14 protein-coding genes and 1 pseudogene are annotated in these 22409 nt (G+C 69.1%); 11 read left to right on the top strand and 4 right to left on the bottom strand.

Translation table 11 applies throughout. From position 1 onward, the window contains the following. Positions 1 to 135: 135 nt before the first annotated feature. The gene (locus MKK64_RS12455) at positions 136 to 543 is read left to right on the top strand and encodes a MucR family transcriptional regulator (protein WP_243935207.1); all 408 of its coding nucleotides are present in this window, start codon (positions 136 to 138) and stop codon (positions 541 to 543) included. A gap of 170 nt (positions 544 to 713) precedes the next feature. Here MKK64_RS12455 and MKK64_RS12460 read toward each other — a convergent pair whose 3' ends face one another. Further along, positions 714 to 950, bottom strand: coding sequence for a hypothetical protein (locus MKK64_RS12460; protein WP_243935209.1), 237 nt, complete (start codon positions 948 to 950; stop codon positions 714 to 716). 107 nt (positions 951 to 1057) lie between these two features. On the opposite strand from MKK64_RS12460, the gene MKK64_RS12465 reads away from it, so the two are divergent. Together MKK64_RS12465 and MKK64_RS12470 are read left to right on the top strand one after the other, a co-directional pair. Then, positions 1058 to 1702 carry a DUF47 domain-containing protein gene (locus MKK64_RS12465; protein WP_243935211.1) on the top strand — a complete coding sequence of 215 codons (645 nt, stop codon included), beginning with the start codon at positions 1058 to 1060 and terminating at the stop codon, positions 1700 to 1702. 2 nt (positions 1703 to 1704) lie between these two features. Beyond that, a complete protein-coding gene (locus MKK64_RS12470; protein WP_147725666.1) occupies positions 1705 to 2712 on the top strand; it encodes an inorganic phosphate transporter in 1008 nt (335 codons plus the stop codon). A 160-nt stretch (positions 2713 to 2872) separates the two neighbouring features. Here MKK64_RS12470 and MKK64_RS12475 read toward each other — a convergent pair whose 3' ends face one another. Beyond that, positions 2873 to 7984 (bottom strand): SdrD B-like domain-containing protein, encoded by a 5112-nt coding sequence (locus tag MKK64_RS12475; RefSeq protein ID WP_243935213.1) that lies wholly within the window; start codon positions 7982 to 7984, stop codon positions 2873 to 2875. 1025 nt (positions 7985 to 9009) lie between these two features. On the opposite strand from MKK64_RS12475, the pseudogene MKK64_RS12480 reads away from it, so the two are divergent. Continuing rightward, a pseudogene (locus tag MKK64_RS12480) lies at positions 9010 to 9300 on the top strand (transposase); the annotation flags it as partial. Between the two features lie 226 nt (positions 9301 to 9526). On the opposite strand, the gene MKK64_RS12485 reads toward MKK64_RS12480, so the two are convergent. Then, positions 9527 to 10798, bottom strand: a complete 1272-nt coding sequence (locus tag MKK64_RS12485; RefSeq protein ID WP_243935214.1) for a D-serine ammonia-lyase — start codon at positions 10796 to 10798, stop codon at positions 9527 to 9529. A gap of 342 nt (positions 10799 to 11140) precedes the next feature. On the opposite strand from MKK64_RS12485, the gene MKK64_RS12490 reads away from it, so the two are divergent. Further along, positions 11141 to 12151 carry a 1-aminocyclopropane-1-carboxylate deaminase gene (locus MKK64_RS12490; RefSeq protein ID WP_243935228.1) on the top strand — a complete coding sequence of 337 codons (1011 nt, stop codon included), beginning with the start codon at positions 11141 to 11143 and terminating at the stop codon, positions 12149 to 12151. Between the two features lie 30 nt (positions 12152 to 12181). Here the strand turns inward: MKK64_RS12490 and MKK64_RS12495 are convergent, their stop codons facing one another. Then, entirely contained in the window at positions 12182 to 13090 is a 909-nt protein-coding gene (locus MKK64_RS12495) for a LysR family transcriptional regulator (RefSeq protein WP_243935230.1), read from the bottom strand. A gap of 171 nt (positions 13091 to 13261) precedes the next feature. On the opposite strand from MKK64_RS12495, the gene MKK64_RS12500 reads away from it, so the two are divergent. The 6 genes from MKK64_RS12500 to MKK64_RS12525 all read left to right on the top strand — a co-directional run bounded on the left by MKK64_RS12500 (position 13262) and on the right by MKK64_RS12525 (position 21995). Next, positions 13262 to 14788 carry an ABC transporter substrate-binding protein gene (locus MKK64_RS12500; protein WP_409567952.1) on the top strand — a complete coding sequence of 509 codons (1527 nt, stop codon included), beginning with the start codon at positions 13262 to 13264 and terminating at the stop codon, positions 14786 to 14788. A 51-nt stretch (positions 14789 to 14839) separates the two neighbouring features. Beyond that, positions 14840 to 15754 carry an ABC transporter permease gene (locus tag MKK64_RS12505; RefSeq protein WP_147728262.1) on the top strand — a complete coding sequence of 305 codons (915 nt, stop codon included), beginning with the start codon at positions 14840 to 14842 and terminating at the stop codon, positions 15752 to 15754. Next, on the top strand, positions 15751 to 16704 hold the full coding sequence (locus tag MKK64_RS12510; RefSeq protein WP_243935234.1) for an ABC transporter permease: 954 nt from the start codon (positions 15751 to 15753) through the stop codon (positions 16702 to 16704). Before MKK64_RS12505 ends, MKK64_RS12510 begins: the two co-directional genes overlap by 4 nt. Positions 16705 to 16754: 50 nt before the next feature. Further along, complete coding sequence (locus tag MKK64_RS12515; RefSeq protein ID WP_243935236.1) at positions 16755 to 18176, top strand: M20 family metallopeptidase; 1422 nt, start codon at positions 16755 to 16757, stop codon at positions 18174 to 18176. Positions 18177 to 18178: 2 nt separating this feature from the next. Beyond that, positions 18179 to 19789, top strand: a complete 1611-nt coding sequence (locus MKK64_RS12520; RefSeq protein ID WP_243935239.1) for an ABC transporter ATP-binding protein — start codon at positions 18179 to 18181, stop codon at positions 19787 to 19789. A gap of 724 nt (positions 19790 to 20513) precedes the next feature. Further along, positions 20514 to 21995 (top strand): PAS domain-containing protein, encoded by a 1482-nt coding sequence (locus tag MKK64_RS12525; RefSeq protein WP_243935572.1) that lies wholly within the window; start codon positions 20514 to 20516, stop codon positions 21993 to 21995. Positions 21996 to 22409: the final 414 nt, after the last annotated feature.

The following is a 22409-nucleotide window of genomic DNA, read 5'->3' on the forward strand; positions in this document are numbered from 1 at the left end:
CGCGCAGGCGCATAATCGTTCGGCAGCGGCTCCTCTCGCCGCGTCCCTCTAGAGCGATCGACCGCTGAAGCATCCTGGTTTCGACGACTTCGCGCCCCGGCGCACCCACCAGATTGAATTCGGAAGGACACGACCGTGCAGACCACCTCAGACCCCATCGATCTCGCCGCGAAGATCCTCGCCGCCTACGTCGCCCGAAACTCGGTGCCGGCCGCCGGCTTGCCGGACCTCATCCGGACGGTGCACGGCTCGATCACCGGCCTGCAGACGCCGCCGAAGCCGGTGCTCGCCCGGCCGACCGACGCCCAGATCCGCGCCTCGATCCGCCAGGATTCGATCATCAGCTTCGAGGACGGCAAGCCCTACAAGGCGTTGCGCCGGCACCTGACGCTGCGCGGCCTGTCGCCGGAAGCCTACCGCACCAAGTGGGGCCTCCCGATCGACTACCCCCTGGTCTCGGCGAGCTACAGCGCCCGCCGCTCGGTGATCTCCCGGACCATCGGCCAGAACCAGCGCCTGCGGCTGCAGCAGGCGGCGGAGTGATCCGCTGAACGTCGACCGCCCTCGCGTCCGAGGTCGGCGCCGAGGGCGCATGGATGGGCCGAACCGGATCGGGCTACCGCGGCGATCACCGTGCGGGCCCGATCCGATGCCGTCCCCGGGATCCGACGATCCCGGCCGGGCGCCGTCGCGGCGATGCGCGGGCTCGCAGTTCAGATCGCGCGCATCTCGCCCGCCGACAGCCGGATCGCCTTCGCCATGCGGCTCGACAGCGACCCGACCACGACGACCTCGTCGCTCCCATCGGCCTGCGCGCGCACGATCTCCAACGCCTCGTCCGGGCGTCGCGCCATCACCGCGTAGACCGAAGCCGGCACCATGCTTGTGGCCGCGTCCGCGGTCACCGCGACGAGGAAGGTGGTGTAGCGCCGTCCGATACGCTTCGGCATGATCGGTCGAGCCTTTCACGCGCCCGCCCTCGCGCCGAGCCGCAAAGCGTGCCACGAGGGACCGGAAGCGGCGCGTCGACGGTCGGGCGCCGAGGGGTATCGCCGCGATGCTGGGATGGTTCCGGGCGCTGATGCCGCGCGAGGATCGGTTCTTCGATCTGTTCGCGCGCCACGCCGAGACGTTGGTCGCCGGAGCCGACGCCCTTCACGGCCTGCTCCAGGGCGGCGATGCCGTGCCGGAGTTCGGCCGCACGATCGTGGCGCGCGAGGCGGAGGCCGACGCGATCACCGGCGAGGTGCTGCTCGCGGTGCGCCGCAGCTTCATCACCCCGTTCGACCGCGGCGACATCAAGGACCTGATCCAGTCGATGGACGACGCCATCGACCAGATGCAGAAGACCGTGAAGACCATCGAGCTCTACGAGATCCGCACCTTCGAGCCGCTGATGCGCGAGATGGGCGACACGGTGGTGCAGGCGGCCCGCCTCACCGCCGAGGCCGTCCCGCTGCTGAGCGCGATCGGCATCCACGCCACGCGGCTCTCCGCCCTCACCGAGGAGATCACTCGCGTCGAGGGCCGCTCCGACGAGCTGCACGACCAGGGCCTCAAGGCGCTGTACCAGGCCCACGGCCACACCGACCCGATGCGCTACCTGATCGGACGCGAGATCTACGGCAGCCTCGAGAGCGTGGTCGACCGGTTCGAGGATGTCGCCAACGAGATCAGCGGCATCGTCATCGAGAACGTCTGAGGATGACGATCACCGCGCTCGCGCTGCCCTGGCTCGTCGGACTGATCGCGGTCGCGCTGGTCTTCGACTTCCTCAACGGCCTGCACGATGCGGCCAACTCGATCGCCACCATCGTCTCGACGCGGGTGCTGCGGCCGCGCTACGCCGTGATCTGGGCGGCGTTCTTCAACTTCATCGCTTTCCTGTTCTTCGGCCTCCACGTGGCGCAGACGCTCGGGACCGGCATCGTCGACGCCAGCATCGTCGACGCGCCGGTGATCTTCGCCGCGCTGATCGGCGCGATCGCCTGGAACGTCGCCACCTGGGTGCTCGGCATCCCGTCGAGCTCCTCGCACGCCCTCGTCGGCGGGCTCGTCGGCGCGGGCCTCGCCAAGGCCGGGCCGCCGGTGATCGTGTGGGCCGGCCTCGGCAAGACCATCGCCGCGATCGTGCTGTCGCCGCTGCTCGGCTTCCTGCTGGCGCTGCTGCTGGTGCTCGCCGTCTCCTGGAGCTTCGTGCGCGCGACGCCGTTCGCGGTCGACCGCACATTCCGGGTGATGCAGTTCCTCTCCGCCTCGCTCTACTCCCTCGGGCACGGCGGCAACGACGCCCAGAAGACCATGGGCATCATCGCGGTGCTGCTCTACTCGCAGGGGCTGCTCGGATCCGAGTTCTACATCCCGCTCTGGGTCGTGCTCGCCTGCCAGGGCGCGATGGCGCTCGGGACGCTGCTCGGCGGCTGGCGCATCGTCCATACCATGGGCTCGCGCATCACCCGCCTGAACCCGATGCAGGGGTTCTGCGCCGAGACCGGCGGGGCGATCACGCTGTTTGCCGCGACCTGGCTCGGCGTGCCGGTCTCGACCACCCACACCATCACCGGAGCCATCGTCGGCGTCGGTGCCGCCCGCCGCACCTCGGCGGTGCGCTGGGGCGTGGCCGGCAACATCGTCATCGCCTGGGTGCTGACGATGCCCGCCGCCGCGCTGATCGCGGCGGGGTGCTACGCGCTCGTCGGGCTGTTCGCCTGACCCGCCGTCGGGGTCGCCGCGCGAGCCTGCCCCGATTCGCATATTTCGGCTGACGGAGCGCACCCTGGCCCCGGTGCACGCTCCCGCGCCGAGCCGGTTTCTTCGCCGGCCGGAGAGTGCCGGTGCGTCCCGCCGAGGCGGCGCACCGGCGCGCCGCGCTTCAGGCGAGATGGCGCCCTTCCGCCATGCCGAACTGCAGGTAGTGGTGGAGCGGATCCATGCCGAGAGCCGCCACGTCCGGGTTCGCGGCGAGGTAGGCGTCGGTGTGGAAGGCCGTGCTCGGGTCGCGTCCCGCGAACCATCCGGTCTGCTCGTAGTGCAGCAGCGGATTGGTCCCGGAGGCGGCGACGTCGGGGTTGGCGGCGAGGTAGCCGTCGGTCGAGAAGTAGGCGTTCGGGTCGCGGCCCTCGTGCGCGCCGGTGGTGAGGTAGTGCGTGAAGGCGAACGAATCCGCCGACCCGCTCTGCGACCGTGCGGCGGCCGCCACGTCGAGGTTGTGGGCGAGATAGTAGGTCGCGTCGAAGTCGCCGTAGAGATGGTCGCCCGTGCCGTTGGCGATGGTCAGCCCGGGGAACGCGGCGCGGCCCTCCGACTGGCCGGTCGCGAGGTAGTGCTTCAGCGGATCGATCTTCGCGGCGGCCACGTCCGGGTTCGCGGCTAGGTAGGCCTCGGCCGAGAAGTCCGCGCCGGGGCTGCGACCGTCCCGCCATCCGCGCACGTCGTAGTGCGTCAGCGGGTTCACGCCGGCGGGACCGAGCTTCGGATTGGCCGCGAGGTAGGCGTTGGTCGAGAAGGAGGCGTTCGGGTCGCGGCCCTCGTGCCATCCGTACTGCGCGTAATGCGTGTCCGGATCGATGTGGGCGCGCCAGACGTCGAGGTTGTGCGCGTCGTAGTACAGGTCGTCGACCAGGGGCGACCCGTCCTTCTCCCGCACGGTCCCGTCGGTGAAGGCGATGGTGGCGACGCCGGTCAGGTCGGTGACGGTGCCGTTCGGCGCCGTCAAAAGGTCGTGACCGTCGCGGAAGTCGAAATGCGCCTCGGTCAGCGCGAATCCGAAGCTCAGCGACGACGGGATCGCCGCCTTGGCGACGTTCAGCGTCAGCGCGGTCTGGCTGGTGTTGCCGGCCGCATCCGCCACCGTCTCGGTGTACACCGCGTGGCCGACCTTCGTCGGCTGGTAGCTGTAGCTGCCGTCGGCCGAGACGGTGAGCGTGCCGCTCGGGTCGTAGGCCTGGACCGTGCCCGAGGCCGGGACGACGTGGGACGGCCCGTTGCCGAACTGCACCGCCACCAGGTGGAGCCCGGCGGCACCGGTGTCGTTGGCCAGCACGTTGCCGGCGAGCGCCGCCGCGAAGCCGGTGCCGGAGGCGGTGTCGGCCTTCAGGGTCGGAGCGACGTGATCCAGCACGAAGCCGAGCGACCCGGCGACGGAAGCGTTGCCGGCGGCATCGGTCTGTACGACGGACACGGTGTGGGCGCCGTCCTTGAGCGTGCTCGGGTTGTAGGCGGCGACCGCGCTGCCGTCGACGACATAGCTCAGCTTGCCGCCGGCCTCGGCCGGCGTGACCTTGAGGGTCGCGTCGGCGGTGATCCGATCGGTCGAGGAGAAGCCGGTATCGTGGGCGAGCGCGATCGTCGGCGCAACCGGCGCGGTGTGATCGAGGGTGAAGCCGACCGTGCGGGCGGCGGAGACGTTTCCGGCGGCGTCCGACTGGGTCACCGAGACCGTATGGGCGCCGTCCTTCAGCGTGCTCGGGTCGTAGGCCCCGACCGCGCTGCCGTCGACGACGTAACCCAGCTTGCCGCCGGTCTCCGCCGCCTTCACGGTGAGCGATGCGTCCGAGGTGATCCGGTCGCTCGCCGATGCGCCGGTGTCGTGGGCGAGCGCGAGCCCGGGCGTGCCCGGCGCGGCACGGTCCAGGACGAGGCCGACACGTGCGGAGCCCGCGGCGACGCCGAGATAGGTTTCCGTCGCCGTCAACGTGTGGACGCCGTCGGCGAGCCCGGCCGGGGCGATGGCGTATTGCCCGTTCGCATCGGCGGTCGCGCTGCCGACCGTGCGGCCGGCTTCGTCGACCAACGTCACCGTCGCGCCCGCATTGGTGACGCCGCTGACCGTGGCGTTCGCCGTGATGCCGTCGATCGCCGACGTGCCGGTGTCCTGTGCCAGCGCCGTCGTGATGCCGGGCGCCTTGATCACCACCGAGGTGGTGCTGTCCATGGCGGCGGTCGGGTAGGCGTTCGAGATCGCCTGCAGGGTGAAGGTCGTCGTGCCGGGCTGGCCGATCGTGGGCGCGAAGGTGAGCGCGTGCAGGGCCGCGGTGATGGTCGCGGCCGAGCCGGACAGGATGTAGGCGCCGTCGTTGGTGGCGACGAGCCCGGCGCCGGACAGCGTGCCGCCGGCCCCCGTCACGGTGATCCGTAGGGTGTCGGTCGCGCCGAGATTCGGGTCGGCGAGGGTCGTCGTCGCGAACGGGCTCATCGCGGCCTGCGCGGTGGTCTGGTTGGCGACCGTGCCGGTGATCGCCGGGCCCCCGGCGGCGACGTAGCCGATCGGCATGCCGTGCGGATCGACGGAGAGCGGCAGCGCGTTGTTGTCGTAGATCGCGTTGCCGTTGCCCGGGCCGTTGTTCTGCTGCAGGCGCAAGCTGCCCCAGCTGTAGAACAGCCGCTCGCCGGCCGGCACCGCGGTGTCGAAGGTCAGCAGCAGGTGGTTGGCGTCGACGATCTGGGCGGCGGTGCCGTTGGCCTCCGCGGTCGCGTCGTCGTAGCCCGCGCGAACGGACCAACCGGTGCCCGAGGCGGCCACGCCGTCGAGCCCCTGCAGGCTCGCGGCCTGATCGAAGGCCAGGGTGACGAGGAGCTGGTTGGCGTGTCCGGCCACCGCCGAGACCTGGGTGACCTGCGGCCCGAGATTGTCGATGTTGCCGTTGGCCAGGCTGATCGGCGAGCCCGGCATCGCCGATGCCGCGAACTGCTGGGCCAGGCCGAGGGCGGCGCGGCCGTAGAGCGCCTGCTGGTCCTGCGTATTGAGGTGGAACCCGCCGTTGGCGCCGTCGTGATCCATGGTCACGTCGTTGCTCTGCAGCGTGACCACCTTCGCGTTGAACGCCGCGTCGGTGCTGAGCTCGGCCTGCCCGACCGCGATCGCCTGATTCTGCAGGGGCTGCTGCGGCGCGCCGGCGGCGAAGGGGATCGGCGAGACGAACAGGTAGGGCGCGTCGTTGGCGCTCAGCCCGAGGACGGCGCGGGCGAGGCCGGCCTCGTAGCGCATGGCGCTCATCCAGCGGTCGGCCGTAAGCCCGGTGGTGAAGTTGCTGTCCCACTCGTTGTGGAGCATCACGATCGCGGTCGGCGCGCCGCGGTCGGTGGCCGGCAGCTGGTTGATCGCGCTGAGATAGCCGCGCTCGAGATAGGTCGAGGACCAGTCGGTTCCGTTGGGATGGAGCCAGTCGGCCGTCAGCGAGGTTCCGCCGATCTCGGTGTCGGCTTTGTTCGGATCGTTGCTCGTCGCGACGACGTTCACGCGCTGGTTGATGCCGTCGAAGCCGAGCAGCTTCTGGATCTCCTGGCGCATCACCTCGATTTGCCCCTCGACCGTGGGGTAGTAGGTGTTGGATTGGCCGCGCACGACGACGTTGATGACCTTGCTGACCGTGGGCGGAACCACGGTGGCCGGCGGGATGGCCGCGACGACGGCGAGGTCGACATGGTCCAGGGCCTGGCCGGGGACGAGCGCTAGGCCCGAGACGCCGCGGGCGTCCTCGCTGGCGAAGCCGGCGGGCGGACTGACGACGACGCGGTAGTTCTGCCCGGCATAGGGGTCCGGCAGGGTGTAGTGGCCGTTCGGATCGGCGGTCAGGGTCGCGACGACGTAGCCGCCGCTGTCCATCACCGCGACGTGCGCGCCGGCGACGCCGGCCTCGCCGGCATCGAAGCGCCCGTTGCCGTTGGCGTCGGCGAACACGGTGCCCGATAGGCCGGCCGCGACCTTCGCAGCTCCGGTGACGAGGGTGTGCTCGTAGTTGACGGCGGTGCCGTTCACGACCGTCCGCGAGACGCTCGCAGGCGCGTCGACGACGGCGTTCCCGAGACCGGGATCGAACGCGACCGTGTATTGCCCGCCGCCCAGGCCGAGAAAGGCCCAGGCGCCGTTCGGGCCCGTCGTCGTGCTCTGGATCGCGTGCCCGCTCGCGTCGTACAGCGTGACGACGGCGCCGGTCTGTCCGCCGTCGCTGGTGTCGATCCGTCCGTTGCCGTTGGAATCCGCGTAGACGATGCCGTTGATGCTGCCCGCGGGGGCCAGGTTGAACCCCTGGCTCACGAGGGTCGGCGCGCCGTGATCGACGCGGACGGCCTGCCAGTTGAAGCCGTCGGCGGTGGTGATGCCCTGGTCGCCGTGGAAGCCGCCACTGGTGTGGAACCGCAGCGCGTAGGTTCCGTCGGCGAGGTTGGCGAAGATGAAGTTGCCGTTCGCGTCGGTGGCGGTGCTGCCGTAGAGGACCGTTCCGCCCGCATTATAGAGGTCGATCGGGAAGCCGGCGCCGAGGCTGTACTCGCCGGCTTGCTGGCTGCCGTCGGCATCCGTGTCGAAGAAGGTGTGGCCGCCGACGCTGCCGCTGCCGGCGGACGGCGCGAGCGTCGGCGCGGCCGCCAGGACGAAGCTGTTGCCGTCGGACCCCGAGGCGACCGAGGTCGCGACCGCCTTGTAGGCACTTCCGACAACGGTCTGACCCAGCGGGTTGACCACCTGCACGGTGTAGGCGCCGGCGAGCCCGGAGAAGCCGTAATGGCCGTTGGCGTCGGTGCTCGTGCTCCCGACGAGGTTCCCGACGCCGTCGAAGGCGCGGACGATGACGCCGCCCTGGCCCTCGCCTGCCGTCACCTGCCCGTCGCCATCGAGGTCGGTCCCGACCGTCCCGCCGATCGTGCCGCCGCCGCCGACGTAGAAGCCCTGGTCGACCGTGGTGGCGGCGCCGCTGCCGACGGTGACGTTGGTGATCCAGCTGGCGCCGTCCGCGGTCATCGTGGCCTGATCGCCGCGGAACCCGCCGCCGCTGCCGAAGCGGATCGCGTAGGTGCCGTCGGGGCACTGGCCGAAATCGTAGTTGCCGTTGGCGTCGGTCAAGGTCGTCGCGATCAGGGTCCTGCCGTCCGCGCTGTACAGGCCGACCGGGAACCCGCCGAACAGGTTGCCCTCACCGTATTCCTGCGTGCCGTTGCCGTTCGTGTCGAAGAACGTGTGCCCCTTGAGGCTGCCATAGACGGCCATGATGCTCTCTCCCCAGTCTGATCGTCGTTGTTGATTGTCTCGAGGCAGGTGCCGTGAGGGCATCCACCGCGATCGCGGCGACGCTTGCAGTTAGGCGCGCCAGCAACGCGCGCCGCGCTGACCGCTTCAGCCTTCGAACGACGCGCGATGCATCGGCGCGGACGATTTTTTCGCGAATGAGATCAGGCTAGGTCGCGTGAGAGGAGGATGATCCTCGGTCGCACGGATGGCCGATCGCAGCGGGCCGGATGCGGCGGCGCGTTCCACGACAGGCGTGCATCCCCGGCAACGCGACGGATCGCATCGCCCGGTCGACAGTCTCGGCCAGGGGCAACATCTCCTGGTTGCACAGGATGTCTTTCATTGGTCTCGACATCGATCGGCCCGCCTCCCAGACGAACCCGACGCAGGGGGACATGGTCACGCTGCATCGAGGGCAGCTTTTGGAGCTGCTTTTTTTCATGCGTGTTAAGAACTATTAGCCATATGCGGCCCGGGCAATGACCGTCATAGGAAATATATCAACATGCCCCCGCATTTGTAACGCGGCCGAGGTCGGCGTTGGCGGTGTGTGGACGTTGAATGCACCGACGCTGAGCTGCCGCGGCCCGGACGATCACACGCTGCCGACGGCGCTCTCGCCGTCAAAAAGATCATTTTATGACAACGATCTAGCGCTGAACAACGTGTCGATGATGACCGCTTCCCGAACCTTCCTGGGCCCGTCGCCGCAGCCGAGCCAGTGCCGCTCGAATGGACCCACGAAGCTGCCGGCCAGTGGACGCGGAACGAATCGTCGGGGACCAGAGTCCTTGATACCCTCAGATTGCATCACGGATAGGAATGCCCACCGACGGTGATGCTGTGCGCCCCGCGCGGATCTTTGATTCATCGTCGGCTGCGGAGGGCCGACGGACCGACCGCGTGCGGTGCCCAACGGAACGCCTCGCGGCGACCTCAACACCGTCGCGCGGTTAACGGCGGGGCCGGCGCCTAGGTGCACTATCGGGCTTCTTCACCCAAGCGCGAGGAGCACGCCGGCCAAGGAATGACGGGTGACGTGCTGGGGGGACGAGGCGGTCCTGGAAGCCGTGCAGCACCGGCTCGACGAGGATCGTCACGCGATGCGCACGCGTCGGCAGACGGTCGAGCACGAGTTCGGGACGCTGAAAGGCTGGATGGGGGCGACCCACTTCCGGATGCACAGGCTGAAGAACGCCTCAACCGAGATGAGCCTGCAGGTCTTGGCCCACAATATGAAGCTTGTGATGGCGATCCTCGGCACCGGACCGCTGCTCACCGCCTTGCGGGCGTGAGGGCACGCGGCGCACCGTGCGCCATCGCCGCCCCAATCCAACACAGCACACCGCGTTCCCACACTACCTCGGTGGAGGCGGTCGGACCACGGTTGGCGATATTCTCACGAAAGCGGACGAACGGCGGCCCCGGTACGTTATGACGTCTGCCGTATGGTGCCGGCGCCGCGGCCTATTGAACGACAGGCCTTCATTGGATTGAGCACTCAGCCTCCGCTGCTTGATTTCAAGCCGCTTGCGCGAGGGCGGCCTGGAACTCCGCCTCCGGCAGCAGCGCCCCGCCGGTGGTCCAGACGACGTGCGTCGCGTGGGCGACGTCCGGCAGGACGCCGCAAGCTGGCCCCACCGCCGCGAAGGCCGCCGCCGCTGATGGCTCGAGGCGCAAGCCCGCCCGGTCCCAGAGATCGCGCAGCCAGGCGAACAGGTCGGCGTCGCTCACCGTCACCACGGCCTCGACGAGGGCGCCGACGGTGCCGGCCACCAGCATCGAGGCGGCGGCCACGGCTAGGCCGTCCGCCGCGGTCCGGTTGTCGAGGCCGATCTGGTAGACGCTCACCGACCGCGCCGAGCCTGCGGCGAGTTGCACGAGCATGCAGGGCGCGGCGACGGGCTCGACGAAGACGCAGCGCACGGCGTCGCCGTAGAGCAGCTTCAGGCCGAGGGTGACGCCGCCCGGGGCGCCGCCGACGCCGCAGGGGAGGTAAACGCACAGGGGATGGGCCGCGTCCACGCTCACGCCCGCCGCCTCGAGCTGGCGTTGCAGGTCGAAGGCCGCCGCCGCGTAGCCGAGGAACAGGTCGACCGAGCTCTCGTCGTCGACGAAGTGCGCGTCGGCGCGGCCCTCGAAGGCGACCCGCGCGGCGGCGACGGCGCTGCCGTAATCGCCCGCATGCTCCACCACCCGGGCGCCGAGGTCCCGCAGGCGGCGCTTCTTCCACGCCTTGGCGTCGTGGGACATGTGCACCTCGACCTGGAATCCGAGGGCGCGGGCGATCACCCCGACGCTGAACCCGAGGTTGCCGGTGCTTCCCACCGCGATCGTGTGGGCGCCGAAGGCCGCCCGGACATCCGGGTCGGCGAGGCGGGCATAGGAGGGCGCGCCCGACAGCCAGCCCGCCGCGAGGCCGAGCCGCTCGGCCTCGACCAGCACCTCGTAGACGCCGCCCCGCGCCTTGATGCAGCCGGTGATCGGGAGGTCGTGGTCGGCCTTCACCCAAGCCGAGGCCCCCGGGCGTCCCGACACCAGGGCGGCCAAGTCCCTGGAGAGCGGCAGGAGAGCCGAATCGATCCGGCCGGTCGCCAGTTCGGGAAACAGCCTGGCGAGGAGCGGATCGAAGCGGCGCCAGCGCGCCTCGGCCACCGCGACCTCCGCGAGGCCGAAGGTCAGGCCCGGCAGGATCTCGGCGGCTCGGCCCAGGCGCGGGTTGCGCCAGACCGTGGGTTTGGCATCTCGCACGGCGTCGGGGAGGTCGAGCGGGGGCGTGCAGGCGGCGCTCATACGGGCGGTGTCCTGTGACGGAAATCGGCTCGGATCGCCGGGGCGTCTCACCGAGCCGGCCGGGGACGAATCTGCGGCCGTGCGGCTGGCCTCGTCCACCGGGCCCGGACGGCATCGCACATGCGACCGCCCATCATAAAGCCGTCGGCGAAGCTCCCGGCTCTTTCGCCCTCGCTAAGCGCTTATGAACGATCCTTCCATTCCGATGGGTGATGGTGCAACGATCTTTCGTCTAAGACTGCAGATTGTCTCATCGTGAAAGGAAACGACGGCGCATTTCGAGAGCACCTTCCGCACCGATTTTGCTAGCTTTCTCGGGCTGACCAACAAAGGACGTCGCCCATGCTGTCGAAGTTCGCGCGTTATCCCCTGACCTTCGGCCCGAGCCCGATCGAGCACCTGCCGCGGCTGACGGCCCATCTCGGCGGCGACGTGCTGATCTACGCCAAGCGCGAGGATTGCAATTCGGGCCTCGCCTACGGCGGCAACAAGCTGCGCAAGCTCGAGTACATCGTGCCCGACGCCATCGCGAGCGGGGCCGACACCCTGGTCTCGATCGGCGGCGTGCAGTCGAACCACACCCGCATGGTCGCGGCGGTCGCCGCCAAAATCGGCATGAAGTGCCGGCTGATCCAGGAGGCCTGGGTCCCGCACGAGGATGCCGTCTACGACCGGGTCGGCAACATCATGCTGTCCCGCATCATGGGCGCCGAGACGCAGCTCGTCGACGACGGCTTCGACATCGGCATCCGCGAGAGCTGGACCAGGGCCCTGGAGGACGTGAAGGCCAAGGGCGGCAAGCCCTACGCGATCCCCGCCGGCGCCTCGGTGCACAAGTTCGGCGGCCTCGGCTACGTCGGCTTCGCCGAGGAGGTCCGCGCCCAGGAGGCCGAGATGGGCCTGCGTTTCGACTACATCGTGGTCTGCACCGTCACCGGCTCGACCCATGCCGGCATGATGGTGGGCTTTGCCGCCGACGGGCGCGCCCGCAACGTCATCGGCATCGACGCGTCCTGCACGCCCGCCCAGACCAAGGCTCAGGTGCTGGAGATCGCAAAAAACACCGCCGCCCTCGTCGGCGCGCCGGCGATCGCCGAGGACGACATCGTGCTCAACGAGGACTACGCCTACCCGGTCTACGGCGTGCCCTCGAAGGAGACGGTGGAGGCGATCCGCCTCTCGGCCCGGCTGGAGGGCATGATCACCGACCCCGTCTACGAGGGGAAGTCGATGCAGGGGATGATCGACCTCGTGCGGAAGGGCTTCTTCCCCAAGGGCGCGAAGGTGCTCTACGCCCATCTGGGCGGCGCCCCGGCGCTCAACGGCTACAGCTACACCTTCCGAAACGGCTGAGCCGACTTGCGCCGGACCGGCCGACCGATGTCAGACGCCGCCGGGCTCCGTCGGCGGCAGCGCGGCGACGAGCCGGCGCAGGAAGGCCTGGACGGCGTGCGGCAGCTTGCGGTCGCGCATCACCTGGACCTGGATGCCCCGCATCAGGCTCATCCGCGCATGCACCGGGATGCAGACGAGCTCGCCGAGGCGCACCGGCGTCTGCACCGTGAGGGCCGACATCAGCGCGAGCCCCTTCGTCCGCCGGACGAAGGGCAGCAGGGCGGAAAGGATGTTGGCCGTGAGCGTCGGCTCGATGGTGATGCCCTCCGCGAGGCAGGCCGCGTCGAAGACCCGGCGAGCGGTGGTGTCGAGGGTCGGCACCGCGATCGGGTAGGCCTTCAGGTCCGCGAGCCGGATCGCGGGTCGGCACGCCAGGGGATGATCGGGGGCACTGAGCGCCACCATCTCGACGGCGTTGTCGTAGGCGACCGCGACCAGGCTCGAGGGGGCGAGCGCGAAGGTGATGCCGATGTCGGCGTCGCCCGCCGCCACGACGTGCGTGACCTGGGCGGGGGGCAACATCTGCACCTCGAAGCGGATGCCCGGATGGACGGCGTGGAACTCCGCGATCGCGTTGGGCAGCAGATCGAGGGCGAAGCCCTCCGAGGTGGCGACGCGGATGAAGCCGCGCGCGAGGCCCTGCAATTCCTGGATGTCAGCCGCGACCTGCTCGGCGCGCAGGAGGGTCTGGCGCGCGTGTTCCGCCAGCAGCTCCCCGGCCGGGCTCAGCACCATGCCGCGCGGGCGCCGCTCGAAGAGGACGCAGCCGAGTTCGCTCTCGAGGTTGGAGATCTGCCGGCTGATCGCCGACGCCGCGATGTTCAAGTGCGTCGACGCCGCGGCGATCGACCCGGTTCTGGCGACGGCCAAGAGGTAGCGGAGGCCCGAAACGTTCATGGAAACCTGTCGATTGCCGAAACGGCACGGCAGCAATCGCGAAATTCTACTTGTTGCGATGCCAATTGCACAACACCATGGCACGACGAAAAAAGCGGCATGCCGAGGCGGCCGGCACGAGGCCGACCGCGCGGACGGGCGAAAAGGACCGACATCATGGCGAGCGGGATCATGGCGAGACACGGCTCCACGGCACGCGCCGCGCTCACCCTGCTGATGCTGGCCGCCAGTGTCCCGGCCGTTGCCGGCAAGGCGAATGACACCCTGGTCTACGCCTCCGACACCGAGCCGGAAAACGTCAGCCCCTACCACAACAGCGCCCGCGAGGGCGTCATCCTGGCCCGCAACGTCTGGGACACTCTGATCTACCGCGACCCGAAGACCGGCACCTACCAGCCGATGCTGGCCACCTCTTGGCGGTGGGTCGATCCCGTCACCCTGGAACTGACCCTGCGTGAGGGCGTGACCTTCCACAACGGCGACGCCTTCGGCCCGGAAGACGTGGCCTTCACCTTCAACTACGTGCTGACGCCGGAAGCCCGCACGGTGACGAAGCAGAACGTCGACTGGATGAAGTCGACGGAGGTCGTCGACGCCCACACGGTCCGCATCCATTTGAAGGCGGCCTTCCCGGCGGCGCTCGAATACCTCGCCGGGCCGACCCCGATCTTCCCGGCGGCCTATTTCAGGCGCGTCGGCCTCGACGGCTTCGCCAAGGCGCCGGTCGGCACCGGCCCCTACCGCATCACCGCGGTCGAGAACGGGCGCGGCGTCAAGATGGAGCGCTTCGCCAAGTATTGGCCCGGCAGCCCGATCGGCGCGGCCAAGATCGGCAAGCTCGAGTTCCGCGTCATCCCCGACGCCGACAGCCGCATGGCCGAGCTCGTCACCGGCGGCATCGACTGGATCTGGCGCGTGCCGAGCGATCAGGCCGACCAGCTGAAGGGCGCCCCCAACGTCTCGGTCCTCAGCGCCGAAACCATGCGGGTCGGCTTTCTGCAGTTCGACACTCTCGGCCGGGCCAAGGAGAACTCGCCCCTGAAGGATCCCCGCGTCCGGCAGGCGATCTCGTACGCCGTCGACCGCAAGGCCATGGTGGACAACCTCGTGCGCGGCGGGAGCCGGGTGATGAACGCGGCCTGCTTCATCGACCAGTTCGGCTGCACCGACGAGGGCGTGCCGCGTTACAGCTACGATCCGGCCAAGGCCAAGGCGCTCCTCAAGGAGGCGGGCTACCCGAACGGCTTCGAGATCGATCTCGGCGCCTACCGCGAGCGCGACTACGCCGAGGCCGTGATCGGCTACCTGCGCGCCGTCGGCATCACCGCCCGGCTGAACTACCTGCGCTACGCGGCGCTCCGCGACCTCATCCGCGGCGGCAAGGTCTCTATCGCCTTCCAGACCTGGGGGTCGTTCTCGGTCCTCGACGTCTCGGCCTTCACGGGCGTCTACTTCCGCGGCGGCGACGAGGATCTGACCAAGGACCCCGAGACTATCGCGGCTCTCCAAGCCGGGGACGGGGCGACCGACCCTGCGGTGCGGAAGGTCAAGTACGCCGAAGCGCTCAAGCGCATCGCCGGCCAGGCCTACGCCCTGCCGCTGTTCTCGTACTCGACGAACTACGCCTTCACGTCGGACCTGACCTTCACGGCGCAGCCCGACGAGCTGCCGCGCTTCTACGCGGCGCAATGGAAGTGACGGCCGGCGCCTGAAGCCGACCGACCGCCGACCGACCGAGGGAGCCGGACCATGCTGCGATTCATGATCCAACGAAGTCTGGTGGCCCTGGCGGTCGCCGTGACGGTGTCGGTGGCGAGCTTCATGCTGCTGCACATGTCCGGGGACCTGGCCACCGCGATCGCGGGGCCGGAGGCGACCTCCGTCCAGGTCGAGGCGATCCGGGTCCAGTACGGGCTCGACCAGCCCCTTCTGGCTCAGTTCGCCGCCTGGGCGGGCCGGGCGATTCGGCTCGATTTCGGCAACTCGTTCTACTTCCGCGAGAGCGTGATCGACCTGCTCGCTGCCCGCCTGCCGATCACCCTGTTCCTCGGCGTGGTGGCCCTGGCCGTGGCGCTCTTCGTGGCCATCCCCCTCGGGGTGCTCGCCGCGGTCCGGCGCGACACCTGGATCGACCGGGCCGCCCTCTCGGTCTCGGTGCTGGGCCAGGCCATGCCGAGCTTCTGGTTCGGCCTGACCCTGATCATGATCTTTTCGGTGAACCTGCGCTGGCTGCCGGTCTCCGGCAACACGACCTGGAAGCACTTTGTGCTGCCGGCGATCGCGCTCGGTTACTACGCCATGCCGGCGGTGATGCGGCTGACCCGCAACGGCATGCTCGAAGTGCTGGCCTCGGACTATGTCAGGACCGCCCGCGCCAAAGGTTTGCCGCCGCGAAAGATCCTGATCCGGCATGCGTTGCGCAACGCCGTGATTCCGGTGATCGCGCTCGCCGCCGTCCAGTTCGGCTTCATGCTCGGCGGCTCGATCGTGATCGAGGCGGTGTTCTCGCTCCAGGGGCTCGGCCAGCTCGCCTGGGAATCCATCGCCCGCAACGACTTCCCGGTGGTGCAGGCGATCGTGCTGGTTTTGGCGATGATCTACATCGCTCTGACGCTGGCCGCCGACCTCCTGAACGCCTTCCTCGATCCCCGGCTGCGCCAATGACCCTCCAGCCATCCGCCTCCCCGCTCAGCGCCGGTTTGCCCGAGACGCCGGCGGCCCTCCCGGCCGACAGGCCGGCGGCGCTGTCCGCCGCCCGCTCGCCCACCGCCCTGGCGCTTCGGCGCGGTCTCCGCCACGGCGGCTTTGTGATCGGTGCCGGCATCCTCGGGACCATCCTGCTCTGCGCGCTCGCCGCCCCGCTGATCGCGCCCCACGATCCCTACGCCCAGGACGTCTCGCGGCGCCTGATCCCGCCGATCTGGCAGACGAAGGGCACGTGGGACCACGTGCTCGGCACCGACAAGCTCGGGCGCGACTACCTCAGCCGCCTGATCTACGGCAGCCAGATCTCCCTGCTGATCGGGATCGCGGCGGCCGCCATCTCGGGCGTGATCGGCACGACGCTCGGCATCTGCGCCGGCTATTTCGGCGGCCGGGTCGACGCGGTGGTGAGCTACGTCGTGACCACGCGGCTGGCCATGCCGGTGGTGCTGGTCGCGCTCGCCATGGCCTCCCTCGTCGGCGGCTCGCTGAAGGTGGTGGTGCTGGTGCTCGGCTTCCTGCTCTGGGACCGTTTCGCCGTGGTCACCCGCGCGGCGACCCGGCAGATCCGCGACCAGGATTTCATCGCCGCGGCCCGCGCAACGGGCTTCTCCCCGGCCCGCATCCTGTTCCAGGAGGTGCTGCCGAACATCCTCAACGCGCTCATCGTGGTGGCGACCCTGGAGATGGCGCACGCCATCCTGCTCGAGGCCGCCCTGTCCTTCCTCGGCCTCGGCGTGCAGCCGCCGCTGCCGTCCTGGGGCCTGATGATCGCCGAGGGCAAGCCGTACATGTTCTTCCAGCCCTGGGTGATCACCATCCCGGGCGTCGCGCTCCTGATCCTCGTCCTGGCGATCAACCTGCTCGGCGACGGCATCCGCGACGTCACCGCCCCCGAGGGGCGGCGCTGAGCCCCCCTTGCCCCGCAAAAAACCCCACCGCACCGAGATCGAGTGAGCCCATGTCCCGACACGACGCGATCGCGCGCGCCGCGCGCCACTACGACGAGGGCGGCTTCTTCAGCGTGCTGCAGGACGCCGTCGCCCGCCCGACCGAGAGCCAGACCTCGGGGCAGCTGCCGAAGCTGAAGGCCTATCTCACCGACTTCCTGGTGCCGCGGATCGCGCCGCTCGGCTTCACCAGCCGCATCCTCGACAACCCGGACGGCGTCCACGGCCCGTTCCTCATCGCCGAGCGTCACGAGGGCGACGCGCTGCCCACGGTGCTGATCTACGGCCACGGCGACACCGTGCGGGGCTATCCCGAGCAGTGGCGCGAAGGCCTCGACCCCTGGACTGTCACCATCGAGGGCGAGCGCTGGTACGGCCGCGGCACCGCCGACAACAAGGGCCAGCACATCCTCAACCTCGGAGCGCTGGCGGCGGTGATGGCGGCGCGCGACGGGCGCCTCGGCTTCAACACCAAGCTGCTGATCGAGATGGGCGAGGAAGCCGGCTCGCCGGGCCTGCGCGACCTCTGCCGCGCCGAGGCCGCGGCGCTCAAGGCCGACGTGCTCATCGCCTCGGACGGGCCCCGCGTCAGCGCCGAGCGGCCGACGGTCTTCCTGGGCTCGCGCGGCGGTTACACCTTCGAGATGGTGCTGGACCTGCGTGAGGGCAGCCACCATTCCGGTAACTGGGGCGGCCTGCTGCGCAACCCCGGCACGGTGCTGGCCAACGCCATCGCGACCCTCGTCGACGGACGCGGCAAGATCCTTCTCGACGCCCTGCGGCCACCGGCGCTCCCCGACAACGTGCGGGCGGCGTTGGCCGACATCACTGTGGGCACCGATCCGACCGCGCCGAAGATCGACGCGGATTGGGGCGAGCCGGGACTGACCGCGGCCGAGCGCGTGTTCGGCTGGAACACCCTCGAGGTGCTGGCTTTCAAGACCGGCGACCCGGACGGACCGCTCAACGCCGTGCCGCCCACCGCCAAGGCGACGCTGCAGCTGCGCTTCGTCGTCGGCACCGACTGGGAAGGCATCCTGCCGGCCCTGCGCGCCCATCTCGACGCCCACGGCTACCCGATGGTCGAGGTCCGTGCCGCGCGCACGGAGGTGTTCCGCGCCACCCGGCTCCCCGTCGAGGACCCGTGGGTCGACTGGGCGCTGGCCTCGATCGCCGAGAGCACGGGCAAGCGGCCGGCCCTGCTGCCGAACCTCGGCGGCTCGCTGCCCAACGACGCCTTTTCGGAGATCCTCGGCCTGCCGACCCTGTGGGTGCCGCATTCCTACCCGGCCTGCCTCCAGCACGGCCCCGACGAGCACCTGCTCGGGCCGCCCTCGCGCGAGGCCCTGATGCTGATGGCGGGCCTGTACTGGGACCTCGCCGAGACCGGGCCGGCGGTGCTCGCCCGGCGTGAAGCCCTCAAGGGAGCCTGAGCATGAGCGAGCCCGTCGTCCGCATCCGGAATCTCACCCTGGCGCTGCCGAAGGGCTCGGACCGTCCCCACGCGGTCGAGGACCTCTCCCTCGACCTGATGCCGGGCAAGATCCTCTGCGTCGTCGGCGAGTCGGGCTCGGGCAAGTCGATGAGCGCCTACGCGCTCACCGGCCTCCTGCCCCGCGCGCTGAAGCCGGTCGGCGGGGAGATCCTGTTCGAGGGGCGAGACCTGCTCACCCTGGACGAGCGCGGCTGGCGCAGCCTTCGCGGTCGCCGCATCGCCATGGTGTTCCAGGAACCGATGACGGCCCTCAACCCGGTCATGCGCATCGGCGACCAGATCGCCGAGATGTTCGAAGCGCACGGCCTCCTCACGCCGGCCGAGCGCAGAGCCCGGGCCGTCGCGCTCGCCACCGAGGTCGGCCTGCCCGAACCAGCCCAGATCGTGCGCGCCTACCCCCACCAGCTCTCTGGAGGCCAGCGCCAGCGCGCGATGATCGCCATGGCGCTGGCCCTCGAGCCCTCGATCCTCGTCGCCGACGAGCCAACCACGGCGCTTGATGTCACCACCCAGGCCCAGATCCTCAAGCTGATCCGCGATCTGCAGCGGCGGCGCGGCATGAGCGTCCTGTTCATCACCCACGATTTCGGCGTGGTGGCGGATATCGCCGACCATGTCGCCGTACTCCAGCGCGGGCGACTGGTGGAGCAAGGCAGCGCCGAGACCGTCCTTCAGCATCCGCAGCACCCCTACACCCAGGCCCTGCTCGCGGCGGTGCCGAGTCTGGTGCCGCCGGCGCGCGTCTCTCGCGAGGCCGAGCCCCTCGCCCTCTCGGCCATCGGCCTGACCAAGACCTACGCCACGCGCGCCGGCCTGTTCGGCAAGCCGCGTGTGGTCGCGGCGGTCAAGGAGGTGGCCTTCGACGTCCGCCGCGGGGAGACCCTCGGCCTCGTCGGCGAATCCGGCTCAGGCAAGTCTACCACCGCGCGCCTCGCGATCCGGCTGATCGAGCCAGACCGGGGCACGGTGCGCCTCGGCAGCCTCGAATACACAGCGCTGGCGCCGCGCGCGCTGCGTGACGAGCGCCGGCGCATCCAGATGATCTTCCAGGACCCGTTCGCGTCCCTGAACCCGCGCCGCACCGTCGAGCAGATCATCACCGCCGGCCCGATCGCACACGGTACGCCCCGGCGGGAGGCCCGCGCCCGGGCCCGCGAGCTCCTCGACCTCGTTGGCCTGTCGGCGAGCGCGGCCGAGCGCTACCCCAATGCCTTCTCCGGCGGCCAGCGCCAGCGCATCGGCATCGCCCGGGCGCTGGCAATGGAGCCAGACGTGCTCGTGGCCGACGAGGCAGTCTCGGCCCTCGACGTCTCGGTTCAGGCGCAGGTGCTCGACCTGCTGGAAGACCTCAAGCAGCGCCTGAACCTCGCGATGCTGTTCATCACTCACGACCTGCGCGTTGCCGCCAAGATCTGCGACCGCATCGCCGTGATGCATCGCGGTGCCATCGTGGAGATGCGGCCCACGGCCGACCTCTTCCGGCAGCCGGATCACGCTTACACTCGCTCGCTCCTCGCGGCGGTGCCGGGCCTGCAGCCTATTCAGCCCTGATAGCACGACGGCCTGCGAGACGGCCGAAGCTTCGGTCGGCCGAAGCTGCGGGACGCCAGGCTGACGGCTGCTTTCGGGAAGCGTTAGCGGTGGTCCCGACGCCTGGGTCGGAGGCGGAACGTCCGCTTCGAAGCGAAGGACTCAGGTTGGCTGCCCACCCTATGCAGCGCCCTGTAACGTCCGCTTCCGGCCAGCTTGGTGCACGATGTCCTACAACCGGAGTGGGCGGTTCCCAGTCGGTCCGCTCGCGGGCGGGAACTGGCCGAAGCGGACATCGCCACCGCGCCCGCTTACAACCCTTCTCAGACGCTCGGAAGGTCCGCTTTGTAGCAGCCTGATAGACGGCGATTTAAGGCCGGGTCGGATGGATTTCTGCCGTTCCGCTTCCGGGTGGGAGTTGGCAGCAGACACTGTCGTGCGGCGGTCGGCTTGGCGCTCTCGATAGGGCGCCGGGGCGCTGATGTCTCAGGGGCGCAGAAGTCGACTGATGGAACGCAGCCAACTTGAAGTATGCAAGGGACGGGGTGGAAGAGCCCTATACGCTTGAAAGGGCAAATCCTACAAGGGCCCTTACCATACTTCGAGTGTTTCCGGGCGGTTTCTAGATTGTAAAAAATATACTGGATGTGCGACAAATAGGCAGTTTGAGCGAGAAATTAATCTATAATTTACGGCAAGAATTACAATTCAAGTCGAAGAGGTCGTAGACCCTCCGGCTGGGAGTCTGTTGGTGCGCTTGTTCGATAGCTCTTTCCGTGCGCTGTTCGAGGCCATCGACCGCTCGCGCGCCCGCATCGCGTTCGCCCCCGATTTCACGATCCTCGATGCCAATGCGAACTTCCTCGGCCTCGTTGGCTACACGCTGGCGGAACTGAAGGGCCAGAACCACCGCAAGCTCGTCACGCCGGCAGAGCGCGACGCGCCGGCCTATCACGCGTTCTGGGACGCATTGCGCAAAGGGGAGTCCCAGACCCGCGAGTTCAAGCGCATTGCCAACGATGGTCGTGCGATCTGGATTCAGGCGACCTATAATCCAGTGCTGGACCGCGCCGGCCGCGTTCGCAAGATCGTCAAGTTCGCGTCCGACATCACCTCGCAGGTTCAGCGCGCGATCGACCATGAAGGCCAGCTTGCTGCCCTCAACCGCTCGCAGGCGGTGATCGAGTTCTCTCTCGACGGCACCGTCCTGACGGCCAACGCCAACTTCCTCGCTGCCGTCGGCTACCGGCTCGATGAGATCCGCGGGCAGCGACACAGCATGTTCGTCGATGCGGACGAACGGACGGGGGAGGCTTATCGCAACTTCTGGGCTGAGCTGGGACGCGGCGAGTTCATGTCGGGCGAGTTCCGGCGGATCGCCAAGGGGGGGCGTGAGGTCTGGATCCAGGCAACATACAATCCGATCCGTGATCGCGATGGGGTTCCGATCAAGGTGGTGAAGTTCGCGACCGACATCACGGCCCAGGTGCACGAGCGGCAGCGTCGCGCCGAAGCGCAACAGGCGATCGGCACCGATCTCGACGCGATCGGCCAAGCCGTCGAGAACGTCACCCGTCAGACGGCCGAGACCGCCGGCACGGTGGGGCAGGTGTCCAACGACATCCAGTGCGTCGCCTCGGGCGCGGAGGAGTTATCGGCTTCGGTCGGCGAAATCAGCCAGCAGGTGAGCCATGCCGCGCGGATGGCCGCCCAGGCGGTCGAGCAGGCACAGCGCACGGGCAGCATCGTCGCCGGGCTGAGCGGCCAGGCGGCGCAGATCGGCGACGTGGTGACGCTGATCCAGGGCATCGCCGCGCAGACCAACCTCTTGGCCTTGAACGCGACCATCGAAGCAGCGCGCGCCGGCATGGCCGGGAAAGGTTTCGCGGTGGTCGCCTCCGAGGTGAAGGCTTTGGCTGAGCAGACCGCCAAGGCGACCGACCAAATCCGTGGGCAGATCTCCGCCACACAGGCCGCCGCACGCGAAGCCGTGGATGCTATCGGCTCCATCCAGGGAACGATACGCTCGCTCGATGAGGTGTCGGGCGCCATCGCCGCTGCTGTGGAGGAACAGTCCGCCGTGACCCGGGAGATGTCGGGAAGCATGCATACGGCCGCCCACGGGGTGACGACGATCGCCGGAAGCATGGAGGACATCGCCCGGGCAAGCGAGCAGGTCGATCAAGCCACCCGAAAGGTTCGCCAGGCAGCACGAGCGGCTGTCTAGAGACGTCGTCCCAGGCGCGGACGAGATGAGCGCTGAGTTCGCTTCTCTTGTCCGATGGTCCAAGCCGACGCGATCGGTCGTCGGCTCAAGCGCACGGGATACGATCGTGGATGCCGATCAGGAAAACGGATCCACCAACGCAGTGCCGGTTCGCTTGCTGCTCCAAGGCCTACGCGCTCAACGAGAGACATTACGATCGGGCACCGAAAGATTTTGGGCGTCTTCGTTGCAGATGCACCCGAGCTTTGGTCCCTCCACCGACGACCTGAAAGACATCTCCGTGCGAGCCCTAGCGGAAGTCGAGCTCCTGATCCCACACGGCAAAACTCTGCTCGGTCCACACCCAAAGGCGCAACCATAAAAAGGTGCGAGCAAAGCCATCGCAGCCAGGTGCGATGGCCACCTCTGATCACC

Source organism: Methylobacterium sp. E-025 (assembly GCF_022829705.1).
In the GTDB taxonomy this organism is placed as follows: Bacteria; Pseudomonadota; Alphaproteobacteria; order Rhizobiales; family Beijerinckiaceae; genus Methylobacterium.

Excerpts from the sequence above, each read along its gene's own strand:
- MKK64_RS12460 (WP_243935209.1), bottom strand. The coding sequence starts at position 950 with ATGCCGAAGCGTATCGGACGGCGCTACACCACCTTCCTCGTCGCGGTG.
- MKK64_RS12465 (WP_243935211.1), top strand. The coding sequence starts at position 1,058 with ATGCTGGGATGGTTCCGGGCGCTGATGCCGCGCGAGGATCGGTTCTTC.
- MKK64_RS12470 (WP_147725666.1), top strand. The coding sequence starts at position 1,705 with ATGACGATCACCGCGCTCGCGCTGCCCTGGCTCGTCGGACTGATCGCG.
- MKK64_RS12475 (WP_243935213.1), bottom strand. The coding sequence starts at position 7,984 with ATGGCCGTCTATGGCAGCCTCAAGGGGCACACGTTCTTCGACACGAAC.
- MKK64_RS12485 (WP_243935214.1), bottom strand. The coding sequence starts at position 10,798 with ATGAGCGCCGCCTGCACGCCCCCGCTCGACCTCCCCGACGCCGTGCGA.
- MKK64_RS12490 (WP_243935228.1), top strand. The coding sequence starts at position 11,141 with ATGCTGTCGAAGTTCGCGCGTTATCCCCTGACCTTCGGCCCGAGCCCG.
- MKK64_RS12495 (WP_243935230.1), bottom strand. The coding sequence starts at position 13,090 with ATGAACGTTTCGGGCCTCCGCTACCTCTTGGCCGTCGCCAGAACCGGG.
- MKK64_RS12500 (WP_409567952.1), top strand. The coding sequence starts at position 13,262 with ATGGCGAGACACGGCTCCACGGCACGCGCCGCGCTCACCCTGCTGATG.
- MKK64_RS12505 (WP_147728262.1), top strand. The coding sequence starts at position 14,840 with ATGCTGCGATTCATGATCCAACGAAGTCTGGTGGCCCTGGCGGTCGCC.
- MKK64_RS12510 (WP_243935234.1), top strand. The coding sequence starts at position 15,751 with ATGACCCTCCAGCCATCCGCCTCCCCGCTCAGCGCCGGTTTGCCCGAG.
- MKK64_RS12515 (WP_243935236.1), top strand. The coding sequence starts at position 16,755 with ATGTCCCGACACGACGCGATCGCGCGCGCCGCGCGCCACTACGACGAG.
- MKK64_RS12520 (WP_243935239.1), top strand. The coding sequence starts at position 18,179 with ATGAGCGAGCCCGTCGTCCGCATCCGGAATCTCACCCTGGCGCTGCCG.